This is a genomic window from Streptococcus sp. HMSC064H09, assembly GCF_001812625.1.
In the GTDB taxonomy this organism is placed as follows: Bacteria; Bacillota; Bacilli; order Lactobacillales; family Streptococcaceae; genus Streptococcus.
The window spans coordinates 98,635-117,025 of record NZ_KV809582.1 but is presented as its reverse complement, the minus strand read 5'-3'; the positions used below and the strand labels follow the sequence as shown (position 1 = coordinate 117,025).

Sequence of the window (18,391 nt, the reverse complement as noted above, 5' to 3'; positions counted from 1 at the left end):
GTGAATAACGTAAAATATGATGTGAATGATATGCCAAAACCTGGTTTATTGGTTGGTTTGTCATTCCAGCACTTGTTTGCCATGTTTGGTGCGACGGTGCTTGTGCCGATTTTGGTTGGGATTGATCCCGCTATTGCTCTTTTCTCATCTGGTTTGGGAACTTTGGCTCACTTGACGGTGACCAAGTACAAAATTCCAGCTTACATGGGGTCTAGTTTTGCCTATATTGCGGCTATGCAGACACTTATGAAGACTGATGGCATTGCGGCCGTGGCTCAAGGTGCCATGGCAGGTGGTTTGGTTTACTTGCTTGTGGCTCTGATTGTTAAGTATGCGGGTAAAGACTGGATTGATAAGGTCCTTCCACCAATTGTGGTTGGCCCTATTATCATGGTGATTGGTTTGAACCTTGCGGCTAATGCAGTCAATGATGCGACAACTTTAAATAAAAGCTATAGTATCTATGCTCTCTTGATTTCTATGGTGACCCTCTTTGCGGTTATCCTCTTTAACATGTATGGCAAGAAGATTATCGGTGTTATCCCAATTTTACTTGGTTTAATTGTGGGCTATATTTTCTCAGCGGTTCTTGGTTTGCTGACAGGACATAGCTTTATCAATTTCTCAGAGGTAGCAGCGGCACATTGGATTCAGGTTCCAAACTTTGACATTCCATTTGTGGATTATAGCTTCAAGCTCTATCCAAGTGCGATTTTGACCATGGCTCCGATTGCCTTTGTGACGATGACTGAACACTTTGGTCACGTCATGGTTCTAAACAGTTTGACTGAGCGTGATTACTTTAAAGATCCAGGTCTTGACCGTACCCTTACTGGTGATGGTTTGGCACAGATTATCGCTGGATTCTTTGGAGCTCCTCCGGTAACTTCTTATGGTGAAAATATTGGGGTTATGGCCCTCAGTAAGGTCTACTCAGTTTACGTTATTGCGGGCGCAGCAGTGATTGCGGTCTTGATGAGCTTTATTGGTAAGCTATCAGCACTCTTGCATTCTATTCCAACTCCTGTATTAGGGGGATTATCTATTGCCCTCTTTGGGGTTATCGCTGCTAGCGGTTTGAAAATTTTAGTTGAACATAAGATTGATTTTGATAATAAAAAGAATCTCTTGATTGCTAGTGTTATCTTGGTTTCTGGTATCGGTGGTTTGATGATTGACCTTGGTGGTCTTCAAATCACGGGTGTGGCAAGCTCAACTATTCTTGGTATCTTGCTCTATCAAATTTTGCCAGATCCTAAAAAAGGTAGTAAAGATTAGTCAATCAATTTAAAAGGAAAAACTATGGCGATTGCAGATGGAAAAGTGTCACTGATACATTTGGTGACCATGGAAACCCTCACGAATGAAGAGGTCTTGGGCCTGATTCGTCGAGGTGGAGATTTTAAAAATGGCAGAGCTGATTTCCAGCTGGATCGACAGTATTTCGCTGCCAATCTCTTTTTTGAAAATTCAACACGAACACACAAGTCCTTCGAAGTGGCTGAGAAAAAACTTGGCTTGGATGTGATTGAGTTCGATGCTGGAACTAGCTCGGTGAATAAGGGTGAGACTCTCTATGATACCATTTTGACCATGTCTGCCTTGGGCGTTGACATCTGTGTGGTTCGCCACTCGGAAGTCGATTACTACAAGCAGTTGATTGATAGTAGGACTATTCAGACCTCTATTGTCAATGGTGGTGATGGTTCAGGGCAACACCCAAGTCAGTGTTTGCTTGACTTGATGACCATTTACGAAGAGTTCGGAACCTTTGAAAATCTTAAGATTTGTATTGCGGGTGACATTACGCATTCGCGTGTCGCTAAGTCCAATATGCAGATTCTCAAGCGTTTGGGTGCTCAGCTTTATTTTGCTGGTCCTGCAGAGTGGTACTCGAATGAGTTTGATGTTTATGGTCAGCATGTGGCCATTGACGACGTCATTGAGGACTTGGATGTTCTCATGTTGCTTCGTGTTCAGCACGAACGTCATGGGGACGATAAAGGATTTTCAAAAGAAGACTACCATGCTCTCTATGGTTTGACTGAAGAACGTTATGCCAAGTTAGCTGATCAGGCGATTATCATGCACCCTGCTCCGGTTAATCGTGATGTGGAGATTGCTGATAGCCTGGTTGAGGCGCCTAAGGCTCGTATCGTTGCTCAGATGCAAAACGGGGTCTTTGTCCGTATGGCAATTATTGAAGCTATTTTAAATGGCAAAGCGTAAACAACGTTAACCGATTCCTGAGAGAATCAGACGAAAAAGAACATGGGCTAAATCTTTGAAAAGAGACAAATCTTCCTAGAGGCTAGAGCTTCTTTGTTAGATTTGATTTTCATTCAGATTTTAACGCCCTTTGTATCTTAGTGAAAGGAACAATTTACTATAATGGCAAAACGTTTACTTATTTTGGAAGACGGCACTATTTTTGAAGGTCAGGCCTTCGGTGCTGATGTGGATGTGACGGGTGAAATCGTCTTTAATACTGGTATGACAGGTTATCAAGAATCTATCACAGACCAGTCTTACAATGGTCAAATTTTGACTTTTACTTATCCACTTGTTGGTAACTACGGTGTTAACCGTGACGACTATGAGTCAATTACGCCAACGACTAAGGGTGTCGTTGTGTCAGAGGCTAGCCGTCGTGCCAGCAACTGGCGTAACCAAATGACCTTGGATGAGTTTTTGAAAGCGAAAAACATCCCTGGTATCTCTGGTATTGATACACGTGCCTTGACTAAGATTATCCGTCAACACGGTACCATGAAAGCCACTTTGGCTAATCCTGGTGACAGTATCGAGCACTTGCAAGATCAATTGCGTGCGACTGTTTTGCCAACCAACAATATTGAGCAGGTATCAACTAAGACAGCCTACCCAGCACCAGGTGTTGGTAAAAATATCGTTTTGGTTGACTTTGGTCTCAAGCACTCTATCTTGCGTGAGTTTTCAAAACGTGATTGTAACGTGACTGTTGTGCCACATGATATCACTGCTGAAGAAATTCTCCACCTTAATCCAGATGGTGTGATGTTGTCAAATGGTCCAGGTAACCCTGAAGATGTACCGTATGCACTTGATATGATTCGTGGCATCCAAGGTAAAATTCCAATTTTTGGTATTTGTATGGGTCACCAATTGTTTAGTTTGGCGAATGGTGCCAAGGCCTACAAGATGAAGTTTGGTCACCGTGGATTTAACCATGCGGTTCGTGAAATTGCGACTGGTCGTGTTGATTTCACCAGCCAAAACCATGGTTATGCCATTGACCGTGAGTCACTTCCAGATTGCCTCATGGTAACACATGAAGAAATTAACGATAAGTCAGTTGAAGGTGTTCGTCACCGTGACTTCCCTGCATTCTCAGTGCAATTCCACCCAGATGCAGCACCTGGTCCACACGATGCTAGCTATCTCTTTGATGAGTTCTTGGAATTGATTGATGCTTTCCAAGCTGAAAAAGCACGTCGTTAATTGCAACTGTCTAGTGACTATAGTGGGGTGTGACTCTTGTTCGCCCCAGTCTACTACCTTATTTAATGACAACCAGAGAGTTGTCAAATAGAAAGGAGAAGATACAGGTTCACGGAAGTGAACATGCCCTAAGGACTGTGTGAAAAAGATAAACGGTGACTAGACGCTTAGGCGTCGTCACGTTTCCTATTTTCACTGGGTCCTTAACGGGCTTTGTATCATAAATTATGCCTAAACGTTCTGATATTAAAAAAATTATGGTTATCGGGTCTGGTCCTATCATCATTGGTCAGGCTGCTGAGTTCGACTACGCTGGTACGCAAGCCTGCTTGGCCTTGAAAGAAGAAGGTTACAGTGTTGTCCTTGTCAACTCTAACCCTGCGACAATCATGACTGATAAAGAAATCGCAGACAAGGTTTACATTGAACCAATTACGCTTGAATTTGTTACACGTATTCTTCGTAAAGAGCGTCCTGATGCTCTCTTGCCAACACTTGGGGGACAAACTGGTTTGAACATGGCAATGAAATTGTCAAAAGCTGGTATTCTTGAAGAGCTTGGAGTAGAGCTTTTGGGAACAAAATTGTCTGCCATTGACCAAGCCGAAGACCGTGACCTCTTCAAACAATTGATGGAAGATTTGGAACAACCTATTCCAGAATCTGAAATCGTCAATACGGTTGAAGAAGCAGTTGCCTTTGCGACAGAAATTGGTTACCCAGTTATCGTGCGTCCTGCCTTTACCCTTGGTGGTACTGGTGGTGGTATGTGTGCCAACGAAGAAGAACTTCGTGAAATCGCTGAAAATGGCTTGAAATTGTCACCAGTAACACAATGTTTGATTGAGCGTTCTATCGCTGGTTTCAAGGAAATAGAATACGAAGTTATGCGTGATGCCGCAGACAATGCTCTTGTGGTATGTAACATGGAAAACTTCGACCCAGTGGGTATCCACACAGGGGACTCAATCGTATTTGCCCCAACGCAAACCTTGTCAGATATTGAAAACCAAATGCTTCGTGATGCCAGCTTGAAGATTATCCGTGCCCTTAAAATTGAGGGTGGATGTAACGTACAGTTGGCTCTTGACCCTAATAGCTTCAAGTACTATGTTATCGAAGTAAACCCTCGTGTATCACGTTCATCAGCCCTTGCCTCAAAAGCAACTGGTTACCCAATTGCCAAATTGGCAGCCAAGATCGCTGTTGGTTTGACACTTGATGAAATGATTAACCCAGTCACTGGTACAACTTATGCCATGTTTGAACCAGCTCTTGACTATGTGGTTGCTAAGATTCCACGTTTCCCATTTGATAAATTTGAACATGGTGAACGTCGCCTTGGTACTCAGATGAAAGCAACAGGTGAAGTTATGGCTATCGGTCGTAACATCGAAGAGTCACTTCTTAAAGCCTGCCGTTCACTTGAAATCGGTGTTTACCACAATGAAATGTCTGAGCTTGCGGATGTCACAGACGATGCCTTGGTTGAAAAGATTGTCAAAGCTCAAGACGACCGTCTCTTCTACCTTTCTGAAGCCATCCGTCGTGGATACACTATTGAAGAATTGTCAGAGTTGACTAAGATTGATATCTTCTTCCTTGACAAATTGCTCCATATCTTTGAATTGGAACAAGAATTGGCTACTCACGTAGGCGATGTTGATGTTCTGAAAGAAGCTAAACGTAACGGTTTCTCTGATCGTAAGATTGCTGATCTTTGGAATCAAACAGCCGACCAAGTTCGTGCGACACGTTTGGAAAATCATATTGTTCCTGTCTACAAGATGGTTGATACCTGTGCAGCTGAGTTCGAGTCATCAACACCGTATTTCTACTCAACTTACGAGTGGGAAAATGAATCAATCAAATCTGATAAAGAATCTGTCATCGTTCTTGGTTCAGGTCCTATCCGTATTGGACAAGGGGTTGAGTTCGACTATGCGACAGTTCACTCTGTAAAAGCTATCCAGGCTGCAGGTTACGAAGCTATCATCATGAACTCTAACCCTGAGACGGTTTCAACAGACTTCTCAGTTTCAGATAAACTTTACTTCGAACCATTGACTTTCGAAGACGTGATGAACGTTATCGAATTGGAACAACCTAAGGGTGTCGTGGTTCAGTTTGGTGGACAAACAGCCATCAACTTGGCAGAGCCATTGTCTAAAGCTGGTGTGAAAATCTTGGGTACACAGGTTGCCGACCTTGACCGTGCCGAAGACCGTGACCTCTTTGAACAAGCCCTTAAAGATTTGGACATTCCACAACCACCAGGACAAACAGCGACAAATGAAGAAGAAGCGGTTGAAGCAGCTCGTAAGATTGGCTTCCCAGTTCTTGTTCGTCCATCATACGTTTTGGGTGGACGTGCCATGGAAATTGTTGAAAATGAAGATGACCTTCGTTCTTACATGCGTACAGCCGTTAAGGCAAGTCCAGACCACCCAGTTCTTGTTGATAGCTATATCATCGGACGTGAGTGTGAAGTGGATGCCATCTCTGATGGTAAGGATGTCTTGATTCCAGGTATTATGGAACACATCGAGCGTGCAGGGGTTCACTCAGGGGACTCAATGGCAGTTTACCCACCACAAACCCTTTCTAAGAAAATCCAAGAGACTATCGCTGACTACACTAAACGCTTGGCTATTGGTCTTAACTGTATCGGTATGATGAACATTCAGTTCGTTATTAAGGATGAAACGGTCTATGTTATCGAGGTTAACCCACGTGCTAGCCGTACCGTACCATTCTTGTCTAAGGTTACTGATATCGCAATGGCTCAAGTTGCTACAAACTTGATTCTTGGTAAATCATTGGCTGAGCAAGGTTACAAAGATGGTCTTTACCCAGAAAGTAACCATGTCCATGTCAAAGCACCAGTCTTCTCATTCACAAAATTGGCTAAGGTAGATAGCCTCCTTGGACCTGAAATGAAGTCAACTGGTGAAGTTATGGGTACAGATGCGACTCTTGAAAAAGCGCTCTATAAAGCCTTTGAAGCATCTTACCTCCACTTGCCAACCTTTGGTAATGTCATCTTTACTATTCATGATGATACTAAAGAAGAAGCCCTTGACTTGGCCCGTCGTTTCGATGCTATCGGTTATGGTATCTACGCAACTGAAGGAACAGCTAAGTTCTTGAATGAACACGGGGTTCACGCAACGCTTGTTAACAAATTGGGTGAAAATGATGATAACGACATTCCAGCCCTCGTTCGTACAGGTAAAGCGCAAGCTATTATCAATACGGTTGGTAACAAACGTACTTATGACGAAGACGGAGCAGCTATCCGTAGCTCAGCTATTGAAGCTGGAATTCCACTCTTCACAGCGCTTGATACAGCAGATGCTATGGTGCGTGTGCTTGAAAGCCGTAGCTTTACAACAGAAGCTATCTAATTTTAAAACAGAGTCTCAGCATTGCTGGGACTTTTTTTATTGAAGACACAGTTTTCTTTTGAGACTTTTCTTGGGTGATGGCGGACGTCAGCGATCTTCTTCGAAGTTCCATGACTAAGTTTTGAGCCGAACGTCTCAAAACTTCCGAACGCCTGAGACTAATTGCTTCAGGCGTTTTCATCACTGCCAAAAGTCTCGGTCTAAGCTGACTAGGTTCGCAAAATCTATTTCATATTTAAAAATAGTTTAATTATGTTCTGAATCTCAACCTTGCTGAGGAGTTTTCTTACACAAATGTAAGCTAGAAAGTTAAAAATGAAAGCTAAGACCATGGTTTAGACTACTTAAATTCTGCTATACTAGAAACATGATTATTACGACATCTTTACGGGGAAACGAGACCTTGATTGCGCGTGCCCAAGAACTAGCTCTCGACCTCGGAGCTGACTACCAGCCTCGGCGCAAGTTATCTTTGGCGAAATGTTTAGAGCACTTTGGACCTTTCTATCTCCTATATAAAGATAGACTGTCTTTTATCAATTCGGATGCTAGTGAGTTGACCTTCCATCCAGATACGGCTGCTCTCAGGATTAAGGCTCCCCATGACGCTTTAGTCAGTCTTTTAGGTAAGTCTCCCAAGGCTATTCTTGACACGACTATGGGTTTGGCTTCTGATAGCCTAGTGATGGCAGCAGCGGGAAATCAGGTGACTGCCCTTGAGAGTCAAGATGTGATTTTTCAGGTGGTTTCTCGTGGTCTTGCCTCTTATCAGACGGATGATAAGCAGCTTGAAAAGGCCATGCGTTCTATTAAAGCTATTAAGAGCGATAGCCTATCCTTTTTGAAATCTCAGTCTGATCACTCTTTTGATATCATCTATGCCGATCCTATGTTTTCAGAGATCATCAAGGAATCGGAAAATCTACAAGCTATCAAACCTCTAGCTAATGGTAGCCGTCTGACAGAAGAATGGCTAAAAGAAGCTAAACGTGTTGCACGGGAAAAAATTATCATCAAGGCACATTTTCGAGATATCGTTTTTGAAGAACTTGGTTTTGAACGCCAGGTTCGGCCCAATCAAAAGCTACATTATGGTGTCATGGATGTAAACGAAGGCCATTGACACTGAAAGTTAAAAGTATTACAATTGTTTTACTTATGTGATACAAAAAGAAAAGAGAGACATATGCGAAAGAAAATCAGTCCAAAGTTATTTAAAAATAAAAAAAGAGTTTGGATCATTGGAGGAATCGGCTTCCTTGTCCTTTTGGTTCTAGGCTTTAACCTTTTTGCAGGTGGTGGCAAGAAAGATAAGGCTTCTGAGTCCCCTACAGCAAGTAAGGTAACTAAGGGGCAGCTAGCCTCGTCGACCCTTCTGACTGGCATGGTGAAGGCTCAGTCGGAACAGTATGTTTATTTTGACAATACCATTGGACGCAATGCCACTGTGACAGTCTCTGTGGGTGAGGAAGTTAGCGTCGGTCAGCAACTGGTCCAATACGACAGCACCTCAGCCCAAGCGGCTTATGATACGGCTAGTCGTGCCTACAATAAGGCAGTTCGTGACCGTAATTATTTCCAACAGTATGGGACGACTCCTGCGGCTTCAGCACAAACAAGTAGTGATTCGGATGAGGATGATTCGACAACTACCGTTAGTCCTCAACAGCGTCAGCAAACCGAGGCAAGTAATTACCAAACCTTGCAAGATTATAATGATGCTATTGCCAATGCAGCATCGGAGCTAGAAAAGGCACAAGATGTTCTCAACCAAACAGTGATTGTTTCAGATGCTAATGGGACAGTCGTAGAAGTTGCGGACTCTGTGGACCCTGCTTCAAAAGAGAGCCAAACCCTAGTTCATGTGACAAGTGAAGGCCAATTTGAGATTCAAGGGACCTTAACAGAATATGACATTCCAAATATTTCAGTGGGGCAAAAGGTCAAGATTACTTCCAAAGTATACCCAGACCAAACTTGGACAGGGAAGGTCAGCTATGTTTCCAATTATCCTAAGCAAAATGCCAACCAGTCAACGGGGACATCTGGCAACTCAGGTCAGTCAGGTTCTCAGTATGAATACAAGGTTCAATTGACCAGTCCAATCGGAAAACTGAAGCAAGGTTTTAATGTATCACTTGAAGTGACCAAAGATGATGATGCCTTGTTGGTTCCTGTAACTGCTGTGACCAAGAAAGGCTCTGACAACTATGTCTGGGTTTACGATGATGAAACTCAGAAAATTAAGCAAGTCAAGGTTAAACTTGGCAATGCGGATGCCAAGCAACAGGAAATTGCTTCAGGACTTAAAGAAGGTCAAAAAGTTATCACCAAGGCAGATAAATCCTTTAAGGATGGCGAAACCCTAAAAGATGTGACGGATGCTGATAGCAAACAATCAAAAGACACTAGTGGAGAAGAGGTGAGGTCTAGTGACTAAGCCAGCACTTATGGTTTTAAAGAGCATCACCAAGTCTTTCAAAAATGGTCAAGAGTCTTTGCAGGTCCTTAAGGGTATTGACTTGTCAGTTGAAGAAGGTGATTTTGTGGCTATCATGGGTCCTTCTGGTTCAGGGAAATCAACCCTCATGAATATTATCGGACTTCTTGATCAACCGACTACAGGTTCCTATCAACTCGAGGGCGAGGATGTGGCTGAACTCTCTGAAAATCGTCTAGCCAAGGTAAGAAATGACCAGATTGGCTTTATCTTTCAACAGTTTTTTCTCTTGCCAAAGTTAAGTGCCCAAAAGAACGTAGAGCTTCCCTTGATTTATGCAGGGAAATCTCCACGTGAACGTAAGCAAAGGGCACAACAATTCTTGGAAAAAGTTGGCTTGTCAGACCGTAGCCATCACCTACCATCGGAGCTGTCTGGTGGACAGAAGCAGAGGGTTGCCATTGCGCGTGCACTGTCTAACGATCCGGCAATCATTTTGGCGGATGAACCTACAGGTGCTCTTGATACCAAGACAGGGATGCAGATTATGGAGCTCTTAACCCAGCTGAACCGTGAAGGAAAGACTATCATCATGGTTACTCATGAGCCAGAGATTGCGGACTATGCCCGACGTAAGATTGTCATTCGTGATGGTGAAATCACCCAGGACACGACGGACAGCGTTCGGATTGACTAGGAGGTAAGAATGGAAAATTGGAAATTTGCTCTTAGTTCTATTCGTTCACACAAGATGCGGTCCTTCCTGACCATGTTGGGAATTATCATTGGTGTTGCTGCGGTAGTACTTATCATGGGGCTAGGAAATGGAATGCGTCAGAGTGTTACCGATAGTGTGACTGGTGACAAGGATACAGTTCAAGTCTACTATGAAGCCAAGGGTGAGGAGCTAGATCCTGCCTATGCAGATTTGGCACAACCTACCAAACCGGTTAAAGAAGTTTGGTTGGAGCAAGTGGCTAGGCAGACGCCTGGTATTGATAGTTATTTTGTGACTAACAGCCTAACTTCCTCTATCTCCCTCCAAAAAAAGACCGTGAAGAATGTTAATATCACAGGTGCCAGTCAGGGCTACTTTAAAGCTAAAAAGTTAGAAATGTTGACAGGACGTTCCTTGCAAGACAATGATTATAAAAACTTTTCACGAGTTATTGTCATTGATCAGATGGTGGCTAAAAAACTCTTTGAGACGAATGGGGATGCCCTTAACCAAGTGGTTACTATTGGGAACAATGATTATCGTGTGATTGGTGTTTATAAGAATAAAGACACAGCAATCGGTGCTTATGGTGAAATTGGAACAGCTCTTGTGGCCAATACCCAGTTAGCGGCTGAAAATAACACTGATGCTATTGGCCAGATTTTTTTCCATGTGACCGATGTGAAAAATAGTAGTAGCGTTGCTAAGGATGCTGCTAAACGCTTGACCCAGTTGGCCCAAGATGACAATGGAGAATATAAGGCAGCAGATATGAGTTCGGCCCTAGATCAGGTGAATACGATCTTTGGAACCATTACCACCGTTGTCGGAGCTATTGCTGGGATTTCATTATTAGTTGGCGGAATCGGTGTTATGAACATCATGTTGGTTTCGGTAACTGAGCGGACACGAGAGATTGGTCTTCGTAAGGCTTTAGGTGCTACACGTCGTAAAATCTTGACTCAGTTTTTGATTGAGTCGATGGTTCTGACCATTCTGGGAGGTTTGATTGGGCTAGGCTTTGCAGCCCTAGTTGTTGGACCAATTGGGAATGCCATGGACCTTAAAGCGACGGTTTCTCTTGGTGTAGCCATGGGAAGCATAGCCTTCTCAGCAGCTGTAGGGATTATCTTTGGCCTTCTACCGGCTAATAAAGCTTCAAAACTCGATCCTATCGAGGCCCTTAGGTATGATTAGAAATAACCTCTTGAAATCTTTAGATTTTGAGAGGTTTTATGGTCTTCGAAAAAAGATAGAGAAAAAAATAAAAAAATTGCATTTTTTTCTTGACGTCTGATTTAGGTCATGATATTATAAATAAGGTTTGAAAAAACTGACCTAAGACAGTTGGGGAGCAAGACTCGTAAACATCCAACCGAGGCACAAAACGTAACTATTTTTTTGTAACGTATTGTACTTTCGTGTCTAGGTTTAGGTACGATTTTTTTGTGCCTAGCCCAAAAATAAAAACGGAGGTAAAACTACTAATGAGTGAAGCTATTATTGCTAAAAAAGCTGAACAGGTTGCTATCGTCGCTGAGAAAATGAAAGCAGCAGCATCTATCGTTGTTGTTGACTCTCGTGGACTTACAGTTGACCAAGATACAGTTCTTCGTCGTAATCTTCGTGAATCAGGCGTTGAATTTAAAGTTATCAAAAACTCTATCTTGAGCCGTGCAGCTGAAGAAGCAGGTCTTGAAGACCTTAAAGAACTTTTTGTTGGTCCATCTGCAGTAGCATTCTCAAACGAAGATGTTATCGCACCAGCAAAAGTTATTAGCGAATTTGCTAAAGACGCAGAAGCTCTTGAAATCAAAGGTGGTGTTGTTGACGGTGCGTTCACTTCAGTCGAAGAAATCAACGCTCTTGCATCACTTCCAAACAAAGAAGGTATGCTTTCTATGCTCCTTTCTGTACTTCAAGCGCCAGTGCGCAACGTTGCATACGCTGTCAAAGCGGTTGCAGAAAGCAAAGAAGACGGTGCTGCATAAGCCCATCTTCACAACTCGTAGCCTAAGCTACGTTTAAAACACTATATTAAAAAACACATTTGGAGGAAATCACAATGGCATTGAACATTGAAAACATTATTGCTGAAATTAAAGAAGCTTCAATCCTTGAATTGAACGACCTTGTAAAAGCTATCGAAGAAGAGTTTGGCGTAACTGCTGCTGCTCCTGTAGCTGCTGCTGCAGCTGGTGCTGCTGACGCTGGTGCTGCTAAAGATTCATTCGACGTTGAATTGACATCTGCAGGCGACAAAAAAGTTGGCGTTATCAAAGTTGTACGTGAAATCACAGGCGAAGGTCTTAAAGAAGCTAAAGCTATCGTTGACGGTGCACCATCAGTTATTAAAGAAGGTGTTGCTGCAGCTGAAGCTGAAGAAATCAAAGCTAAACTTGAAGAAGCTGGAGCTTCAGTTACTCTTAAATAATAAGGTAACGACTCAAGTCGCTTAATAAAGAAAACCAGGGCATAAGCTCTGGTTTTTTATTACGATAAGCGATTGATAGAAACTGATAAATTGATTTGGTTTCCTGCCAAAAATCCTGCCAAAAATTCTTTGGCAGTTTTTTGTTTTAATAAACTTTCGGGGGTAGACACTAGATTGTCTACCCTTTTTTTGCGTTTCGGAGGTAATTATGCAAAAGGAAGAACAGTCATCACGTCAAATCGTGAAGAGCCATATCATGACCATCATGGGAGTTGATAATCTAAAAGCAACTCAACTGGTAAATGAAATGGAACAAACAGGTTTAATCTGATTTGATGAATTCGGTTGTTATATGTATAAATTAAACAATTGTGTTACAATGAAACCATATAGAATTTTAAGTTTTCTCAAAAACTTTCTATAACTAAGAACACATAAGGAGGTAAAATGGTGAAGCATTCTAAAATAACAAAAGTTTTTCAGCTTTCGCTCGTCATCATATTTATTTTAGTCTTGTTAGGGCTCTTTGTTCCCCAGCAGTTTCAAAATATTAGTTCTTACTTAAAAAATCTCTTAACAACTAGTGTTGGCTGGTTTTACTTGTTATTGGTTACGGGGATTTTAATTTTTTGTGTCTTTTTAATTGTAAGTCCGATAGGGCAGATTCGCTTGGGTAATCCCACGAGTCGGCCAGAGCATTCGACGACGTCATGGATTGCCATGATGTTTTCTGCTGGAATGGGGATTGGTCTGGTCTTTTATGGGGCAGCAGAGCCTTTGAGTCACTTTGCTATCTCGACGCCCAATGCAGAAATAGGCAGTGCGGATGCTCTCGCAGATGCTTTTCGTTTTACTTTTTTTCACTGGGGATTTCATGCTTGGGCGGTCTATGCCCTGGTGGGATTGTCTTTGGCTTATTTTGGCTTTCGTAAACGGGAGAAATATCAGCTCTCAGTCGTCTTTAAGCCTCTTTTTGGAAAATATGCGGACGGACCAATAGCAACCATTATCGATACCATCACCATTATTGCGACAGTGATTGGGGTAGCGACAACGCTCGGCTTTGGTGCCTCACAAATCAATGGTGGTCTCTCCTATGTCTTTGGTATTCCTAATAATAGTCTTGTGCAAGTCATCATTATCATCATTGCGACAATTCTTTTTCTTATTTCTGCCTTATCAGGTTTAGGAAAGGGTGTTAAAATCCTATCTAATACAAACTTGATTTTAGCTATTGTCTTGCTTGCTGGAGTCATAGTTTTGGGGCCAACGGTTAAGATATTTGACACCATGACAGACTCTATCGGCCTTTATTTTCAAAACTTCTTCCGTATGAGTTTTCGGGCGGCGGCTTTTGATGAGACCAAGCGGGCTTGGATTAACCAATGGACCATTTTTTACTGGGCATGGTGGATTTCCTGGTCACCTTTTGTGGGCGTCTTTATTGCCCGTATCTCAAAAGGTCGGACTATTCGCGAATTTTTGACAGTAGTGCTTTTGGCACCAACAGTCCTTAGTTTTATCTGGTTTTCTGCTTTTGGTACCTTATCTACTTCACTACAAGATTCGGGGGTTAATTTGATACGTTTTGCCACAGAAGAAATTCTTTTTGCCTCTTTTAATGAATATCCTCTGGGAAGTGTCCTTTCACTCCTGGCAATTATTTTAGTTTTAACCTTCTTTGTGACCTCGGCGGATTCTGCCACCTATGTTTTGGCCATGTTGTCTGAAGATGGCAATCTAAATCCAAGTAATCGTAAAAAGGTGATTTGGGGTGTCATGCTGGCCTTGATTGCTATTGCACTCATGTTTTCTGGTGGATTGACAGCTTTACAAAACACGCTCATTATTGTCGCTTTTCCATTTTCCATAGTACTAGTGTTGATGATGTGGTCGCTTATGAAAGAGTTATATCACGAAAAAGAGCAAATGGGACTCGCCATTACACCAGACCGATATCCTGAGAAGAATCAACCGTTTAAATCTTATGAGGAAAATTAGGAGGATGGCATGGAGTTAAGAGTGCTTCGTTATTTTATTACTATTGCTGAGGAGGGGAGTATCTCCAAGGCAGCTGAGAAGCTGATGATTACTCAGCCGACACTCAGTCGTCAGTTAAAAGATTTGGAGCAGGAACTTGGTGAACCTCTTTTTATCCGTGAACATATCAAGTCGCTTAATAAAGAAAACCAGGGCATCAGCTCTGGTTTTTTCTATTGCTTTTAATATTTTCATTTGTTAGAATGTAGGTGATGTGCGTGCTTGTCACGCCCTTTTTTCTGTGTCTTTTACGGCTTTAGTGGTTGTAAATAACTATAAAAATCTTAAAGGCATGGTAAATGCTAAAAAGAAAAGGAGAAATTTATGGCTTATATTTGGTCTTATCTCAGACGTTATCCTAAGTGGCTAGCAATGAATTTTACGGCAGCCATTTTATTTGTTATTGCTAACTTGGGTTTGCCGACGGTTCTTGCCAGAATGATTGATGAGGGAATAAACCGTGGTGATGTTGATAAGCTTTACGCTTATGCTTGGGTCATGTTTGGTGTAGTTTTGACTGGGATTGTTGGTCGTATACTTCTGTCCTATGCGGTTGGAAAGTTGACCACTACTATGGTGCAAGTCATGCGTAATGACATTTATGCTAAGCTTCAGGAGTATTCCCACCACGAGTATGAGCAGATAGGGGTATCCTCTTTGGTGACTCGTATTACATCAGATGCTTTTGTGCTTATGCAGTTTGCGGATCAGGTTCTTAAGCTAGGGGTTATCACTCCTTTGATGATGGTTTCCAGTGTCTTTTTGATTTTGACGACAAGTCCATCTTTGGCTTGGATTGTGGCAATTTCCTTGCCTTTCCTAGCCGTAGTAGTCTGGTATGTGGCGGTAAAAACACGTCCGCTTTCTGAGAAGCAACAGGCAACACTCGACAAGATTAACCAGTACGCTCGTGAAAATCTGACTGGACTTCGTGTCATCCGAGCTTTCGCTAGAGAAGATTTTCAAGAGAAGAAGTTTGCTTCTGAAAATGCTGTCTATGCGGATAATTCAAACAAGCTCTTTAAATTAACTGGTTTGACTGAGCCACTTTTTGTGCAAATCATCATCGCCATGATTGTGGCAATTGTTTGGTTTGCCCTTGAGCCATTAGGTTCTGGGACTTTGGCAATCGGGGATTTGGTTGCCTTTATTGAGTACAGTTTCCATGCGCTATTGTCTTTCCTTTTCCTAGCCAACCTCTTTACCATGTATCCTCGTACGGCGGTGTCTAGTGAACGTCTGCAGGAAATTATGGACATGCCGATTTCTATCAATCCAAATGAAGATGGCGTGACAGAAACCGAGACTAAGGGATATTTGGAATTTGACAATGTGACCTTTGCCTATCCTGGTGAAACTGAAAGTCCTGTCCTACACAACATTTCTTTCAAGGCAAAACCTGGTGAAACCATTGCCGTTATTGGGTCTACGGGTTCAGGAAAATCATCACTTGTACAGTTGATTCCACGCTTTTATGATGTGACACTTGGACGCATTCTTGTTGATGGTGTGGATGTTCGTGACTATAATCTTAAGGCTCTTCGTCGTAAGATTGGCTTTATTCCACAAAAAGCCCTGCTCTTTACAGGAACCATCGGTGAAAATATCCGTTATGGTAAGGAAAATGCCAGTCATGAAGAATTGAATCAAGCTACGGATGTCGCTCAGGCGAAGGAATTCATCGACAGCAAGGAAGAACGCTACGATTCTCACTTGGCTGAGGGTGGTAGCAACCTTTCTGGGGGACAAAAGCAACGTTTGTCAATTGCACGTGCTGTGGTTAAACGTCCTGATCTTTACATCTTTGATGATTCCTTCTCTGCCTTGGACTACAAGACTGATGCGACCTTGCGCCGTCGTCTGAAAGAAGTGACCCAGGATGCGACAGTCTTGATTGTGGCTCAACGTGTAGGGACTATCATGGATGCAGACCAGATTATCGTTCTTGATAAGGGTGAAATCGTGGGTCGTGGCCGCCACGAAGAGCTTATGGAAACCAATGAGATTTACCGTGAAATTGCCAATTCTCAACTAAATCAAAAGAGTCTTACAGAAGACTAGAAGGAGGTCAAAATGAAGAAAAATAAAATGCAAACAAATCATTCCTCAAGTTTTGGCCGCCTTTGGTCCTACTTGCAGGCTTATCGTTTCCCGCTTTACCTAGCCATTTTCCTGAAAATTGTTAGTGTTATCATGAGTGTTCTTGAGCCAGTGGTCATTGGTTTAGCTATTACCGAGTTAACTAAAAATACGCTGGCCATCATCAAAGGTGTGGAAGGTGCTCGTATCAACGTCTCCTATGTTGGTTGGGTTCTAGTTGTTTATCTCTTGCGTGGTCTTATTTATGAGTTGGCCGCCTACTATTCCAACTATTTCATGACCAATGCTGTGCAAGCAACGGTTCAAGATATGCGTAATGAGATGACTGAGAAAATCAATCGTACCTCAGTGTCATACTTTGATAAGCACCAGTTTGGGGACCTCTTGGGCCGCTTTACTAGTGACGTCGAGACAGTATCTAATGCCTTGCAGCAGTCATTCTTGCAGGTTGTTAATGCCGTCTTTACTCTAGCCTTGGTTATTGGAACAGTGCTTTACCTTAATCTTCAATTAGGAACTATAGTTGTCATCACTATTCCGATTACTTTCTTTGGTGCCCGCTTTATCATGAGTAAGTCTCAGCCCTACTTTAAACAGCAGGCTGATGCCCTAGGTACTCTTAATGGTTTTGTTCAGGAAAATCTGACCGGCTTCAATGTGCTTAAGCTATTTGGCCGTGAGGATAGATCCTTGGACGACTTTAAAGAAATCACGGAAGACCTTCAGAAGGTAGGCTTTAAGGCTAATTTCATTTCAGGACTTATGATGCCGGTTCTTAACGGTTTATCTGACTTGACCTATCTAATTGTCGCTGTTCTAGGTGGTTTGCAAGTCTTGGCTGGTCGTCTGACGATTGGTAATATGCAGGCCTTTGTTCAGTACGTTTGGCAGATTAACCAACCTATTCAGAACTTGACTCAGTTGGCTGGGCAATTGCAGAGTGCTAAATCTTCCTTGGACCGTATTTTCCAACTGATGGATGAACCAGACGAGGCTAATGATGCTACTGAAGTGCTTGAAGGAGATTTGACCGGTCAAGTTAGCTTTAAGCATGTAGACTTCCAGTATGTGGCTGATAAACCTTTGATTCGTGACTTTAATCTTGAAGTCAATCCTGGCGAAATGGTCGCTATTGTCGGCCCAACTGGTGCCGGAAAATCAACGATTATCAATCTTCTCATGCGTTTCTATGATGTGACTGCAGGTTCTATCTCGGTTGATGGTCATGATATTCGTAACTTATCACGTCAGGATTATCGTAAACAGTTTGGTATGGTGCTTCAGGATGCTTGGCTCTTTGAAGGAACTATCAAGGAAAATCTTCGTTTTGGTAATCTTGAGGCAACTGATGAAGAAATTGTTGAAGCCGCTAAGGCTGCCAATGTGGACCACTTTATCCGTATGCTACCTGGCGGTTATAACATGGAAATGAACCAGGAATCAAGTAACATTTCACTGGGACAAAAGCAACTTTTGACCATTGCGCGTGCGCTTTTGGCTGATCCTAAAATCTTGATTTTGGACGAGGCAACCTCATCAGTTGATACTCGTCTGGAACTCTTGATTCAAAAGGCTATGAAGACTCTCATGCAGGGTCGAACAAGCTTTGTCATTGCCCACCGCTTATCAACGATTCAAGAAGCAGACAAGATTTTGGTCCTTAAAGATGGTCAAATCATCGAACAAGGGAACCATGAATCCCTCCTTGCAGATAAAGGCTTCTATTACGACTTGTATAATAGCCAGTTTGCAGAGAAATAAATAAAAAATCC

The 18,391-nt window shown here is 42.5% G+C and carries 14 protein-coding genes, 1 pseudogene and 1 other annotated feature; all 15 genes and pseudogenes read left to right on the top strand.

The window, feature by feature from the left end:
• The 15 genes and pseudogenes from HMPREF2867_RS06030 (at position 1) to HMPREF2867_RS05965 (ending at position 18,380) form a co-directional block, all read left to right on the top strand.
• Positions 1 to 1,278, top strand: coding sequence for a uracil-xanthine permease family protein (locus HMPREF2867_RS06030; protein WP_048676126.1), 1,278 nt, complete (start codon positions 1 to 3; stop codon positions 1,276 to 1,278).
• A 24-nt stretch (positions 1,279 to 1,302) separates the two neighbouring features.
• Positions 1,303 to 2,229: an aspartate carbamoyltransferase catalytic subunit gene (locus tag HMPREF2867_RS06025; protein ID WP_060971855.1), complete on the top strand. Its 927-nt coding sequence runs from the start codon at positions 1,303 to 1,305 to the stop codon at positions 2,227 to 2,229.
• 162 nt (positions 2,230 to 2,391) lie between these two features.
• Positions 2,392 to 3,480, top strand: a complete 1,089-nt coding sequence (locus HMPREF2867_RS06020; RefSeq protein WP_060971854.1) for a carbamoyl phosphate synthase small subunit — start codon at positions 2,392 to 2,394, stop codon at positions 3,478 to 3,480.
• A gap of 227 nt (positions 3,481 to 3,707) precedes the next feature.
• Positions 3,708 to 6,887, top strand: coding sequence for a carbamoyl-phosphate synthase large subunit (carB, locus tag HMPREF2867_RS06015; RefSeq protein ID WP_070576438.1), 3,180 nt, complete (start codon positions 3,708 to 3,710; stop codon positions 6,885 to 6,887).
• A 367-nt stretch (positions 6,888 to 7,254) separates the two neighbouring features.
• Positions 7,255 to 8,010 carry a class I SAM-dependent methyltransferase gene (locus HMPREF2867_RS06010; protein WP_060971852.1) on the top strand — a complete coding sequence of 252 codons (756 nt, stop codon included), beginning with the start codon at positions 7,255 to 7,257 and terminating at the stop codon, positions 8,008 to 8,010.
• A 63-nt stretch (positions 8,011 to 8,073) separates the two neighbouring features.
• Positions 8,074 to 9,327 carry an efflux RND transporter periplasmic adaptor subunit gene (locus tag HMPREF2867_RS06005; protein ID WP_060971851.1) on the top strand — a complete coding sequence of 418 codons (1,254 nt, stop codon included), beginning with the start codon at positions 8,074 to 8,076 and terminating at the stop codon, positions 9,325 to 9,327.
• A gap of 10 nt (positions 9,328 to 9,337) precedes the next feature.
• The gene (locus tag HMPREF2867_RS06000; protein ID WP_155124436.1) at positions 9,338 to 10,024 is read left to right on the top strand and encodes an ABC transporter ATP-binding protein; all 687 of its coding nucleotides are present in this window, start codon (positions 9,338 to 9,340) and stop codon (positions 10,022 to 10,024) included.
• Positions 10,025 to 10,033: 9 nt separating this feature from the next.
• Complete coding sequence (locus tag HMPREF2867_RS05995; RefSeq protein ID WP_060971850.1) at positions 10,034 to 11,242, top strand: ABC transporter permease; 1,209 nt, start codon at positions 10,034 to 10,036, stop codon at positions 11,240 to 11,242.
• A gap of 122 nt (positions 11,243 to 11,364) precedes the next feature.
• Positions 11,365 to 11,501 (top strand) — a sequence feature (ribosomal protein L10 leader region).
• Between the two features lie 31 nt (positions 11,502 to 11,532).
• Positions 11,533 to 12,036, top strand: coding sequence for a 50S ribosomal protein L10 (gene rplJ / locus HMPREF2867_RS05990; protein ID WP_003095623.1), 504 nt, complete (start codon positions 11,533 to 11,535; stop codon positions 12,034 to 12,036).
• Positions 12,037 to 12,110: 74 nt separating this feature from the next.
• Positions 12,111 to 12,479, top strand: a complete 369-nt coding sequence (gene rplL, locus HMPREF2867_RS05985; RefSeq protein ID WP_004183006.1) for a 50S ribosomal protein L7/L12 — start codon at positions 12,111 to 12,113, stop codon at positions 12,477 to 12,479.
• 208 nt (positions 12,480 to 12,687) lie between these two features.
• Complete coding sequence (locus HMPREF2867_RS11575) at positions 12,688 to 12,810, top strand: hypothetical protein (protein WP_002269975.1); 123 nt, start codon at positions 12,688 to 12,690, stop codon at positions 12,808 to 12,810.
• Between the two features lie 116 nt (positions 12,811 to 12,926).
• Complete coding sequence (locus tag HMPREF2867_RS05980; RefSeq protein WP_013990980.1) at positions 12,927 to 14,480, top strand: BCCT family transporter; 1,554 nt, start codon at positions 12,927 to 12,929, stop codon at positions 14,478 to 14,480.
• Between the two features lie 9 nt (positions 14,481 to 14,489).
• Positions 14,490 to 14,657, top strand: a pseudogene (locus HMPREF2867_RS05975) (LysR family transcriptional regulator); the annotation flags it as partial.
• 186 nt (positions 14,658 to 14,843) lie between these two features.
• A complete protein-coding gene (locus HMPREF2867_RS05970) occupies positions 14,844 to 16,580 on the top strand; it encodes an ABC transporter ATP-binding protein (RefSeq protein ID WP_060971293.1) in 1,737 nt (578 codons plus the stop codon).
• 12 nt (positions 16,581 to 16,592) lie between these two features.
• A complete protein-coding gene (locus tag HMPREF2867_RS05965; RefSeq protein WP_070576436.1) occupies positions 16,593 to 18,380 on the top strand; it encodes an ABC transporter ATP-binding protein in 1,788 nt (595 codons plus the stop codon).
• Positions 18,381 to 18,391: the final 11 nt, after the last annotated feature.

Coding starts and splice junctions, on each gene's coding strand:
- HMPREF2867_RS06025 (WP_060971855.1), top strand. CDS start 1,303: ATGGCGATTGCAGATGGAAAAGTGTCACTGATACATTTGGTGACCATG.
- HMPREF2867_RS06020 (WP_060971854.1), top strand. CDS start 2,392: ATGGCAAAACGTTTACTTATTTTGGAAGACGGCACTATTTTTGAAGGT.
- carB (WP_070576438.1), top strand. CDS start 3,708: ATGCCTAAACGTTCTGATATTAAAAAAATTATGGTTATCGGGTCTGGT.
- HMPREF2867_RS06010 (WP_060971852.1), top strand. CDS start 7,255: ATGATTATTACGACATCTTTACGGGGAAACGAGACCTTGATTGCGCGT.
- HMPREF2867_RS06005 (WP_060971851.1), top strand. CDS start 8,074: ATGCGAAAGAAAATCAGTCCAAAGTTATTTAAAAATAAAAAAAGAGTT.
- HMPREF2867_RS06000 (WP_155124436.1), top strand. CDS start 9,338: ATGGTTTTAAAGAGCATCACCAAGTCTTTCAAAAATGGTCAAGAGTCT.
- HMPREF2867_RS05995 (WP_060971850.1), top strand. CDS start 10,034: ATGGAAAATTGGAAATTTGCTCTTAGTTCTATTCGTTCACACAAGATG.
- rplJ (WP_003095623.1), top strand. CDS start 11,533: ATGAGTGAAGCTATTATTGCTAAAAAAGCTGAACAGGTTGCTATCGTC.
- rplL (WP_004183006.1), top strand. CDS start 12,111: ATGGCATTGAACATTGAAAACATTATTGCTGAAATTAAAGAAGCTTCA.
- HMPREF2867_RS11575 (WP_002269975.1), top strand. CDS start 12,688: ATGCAAAAGGAAGAACAGTCATCACGTCAAATCGTGAAGAGCCATATC.
- HMPREF2867_RS05980 (WP_013990980.1), top strand. CDS start 12,927: ATGGTGAAGCATTCTAAAATAACAAAAGTTTTTCAGCTTTCGCTCGTC.
- HMPREF2867_RS05970 (WP_060971293.1), top strand. CDS start 14,844: ATGGCTTATATTTGGTCTTATCTCAGACGTTATCCTAAGTGGCTAGCA.
- HMPREF2867_RS05965 (WP_070576436.1), top strand. CDS start 16,593: ATGAAGAAAAATAAAATGCAAACAAATCATTCCTCAAGTTTTGGCCGC.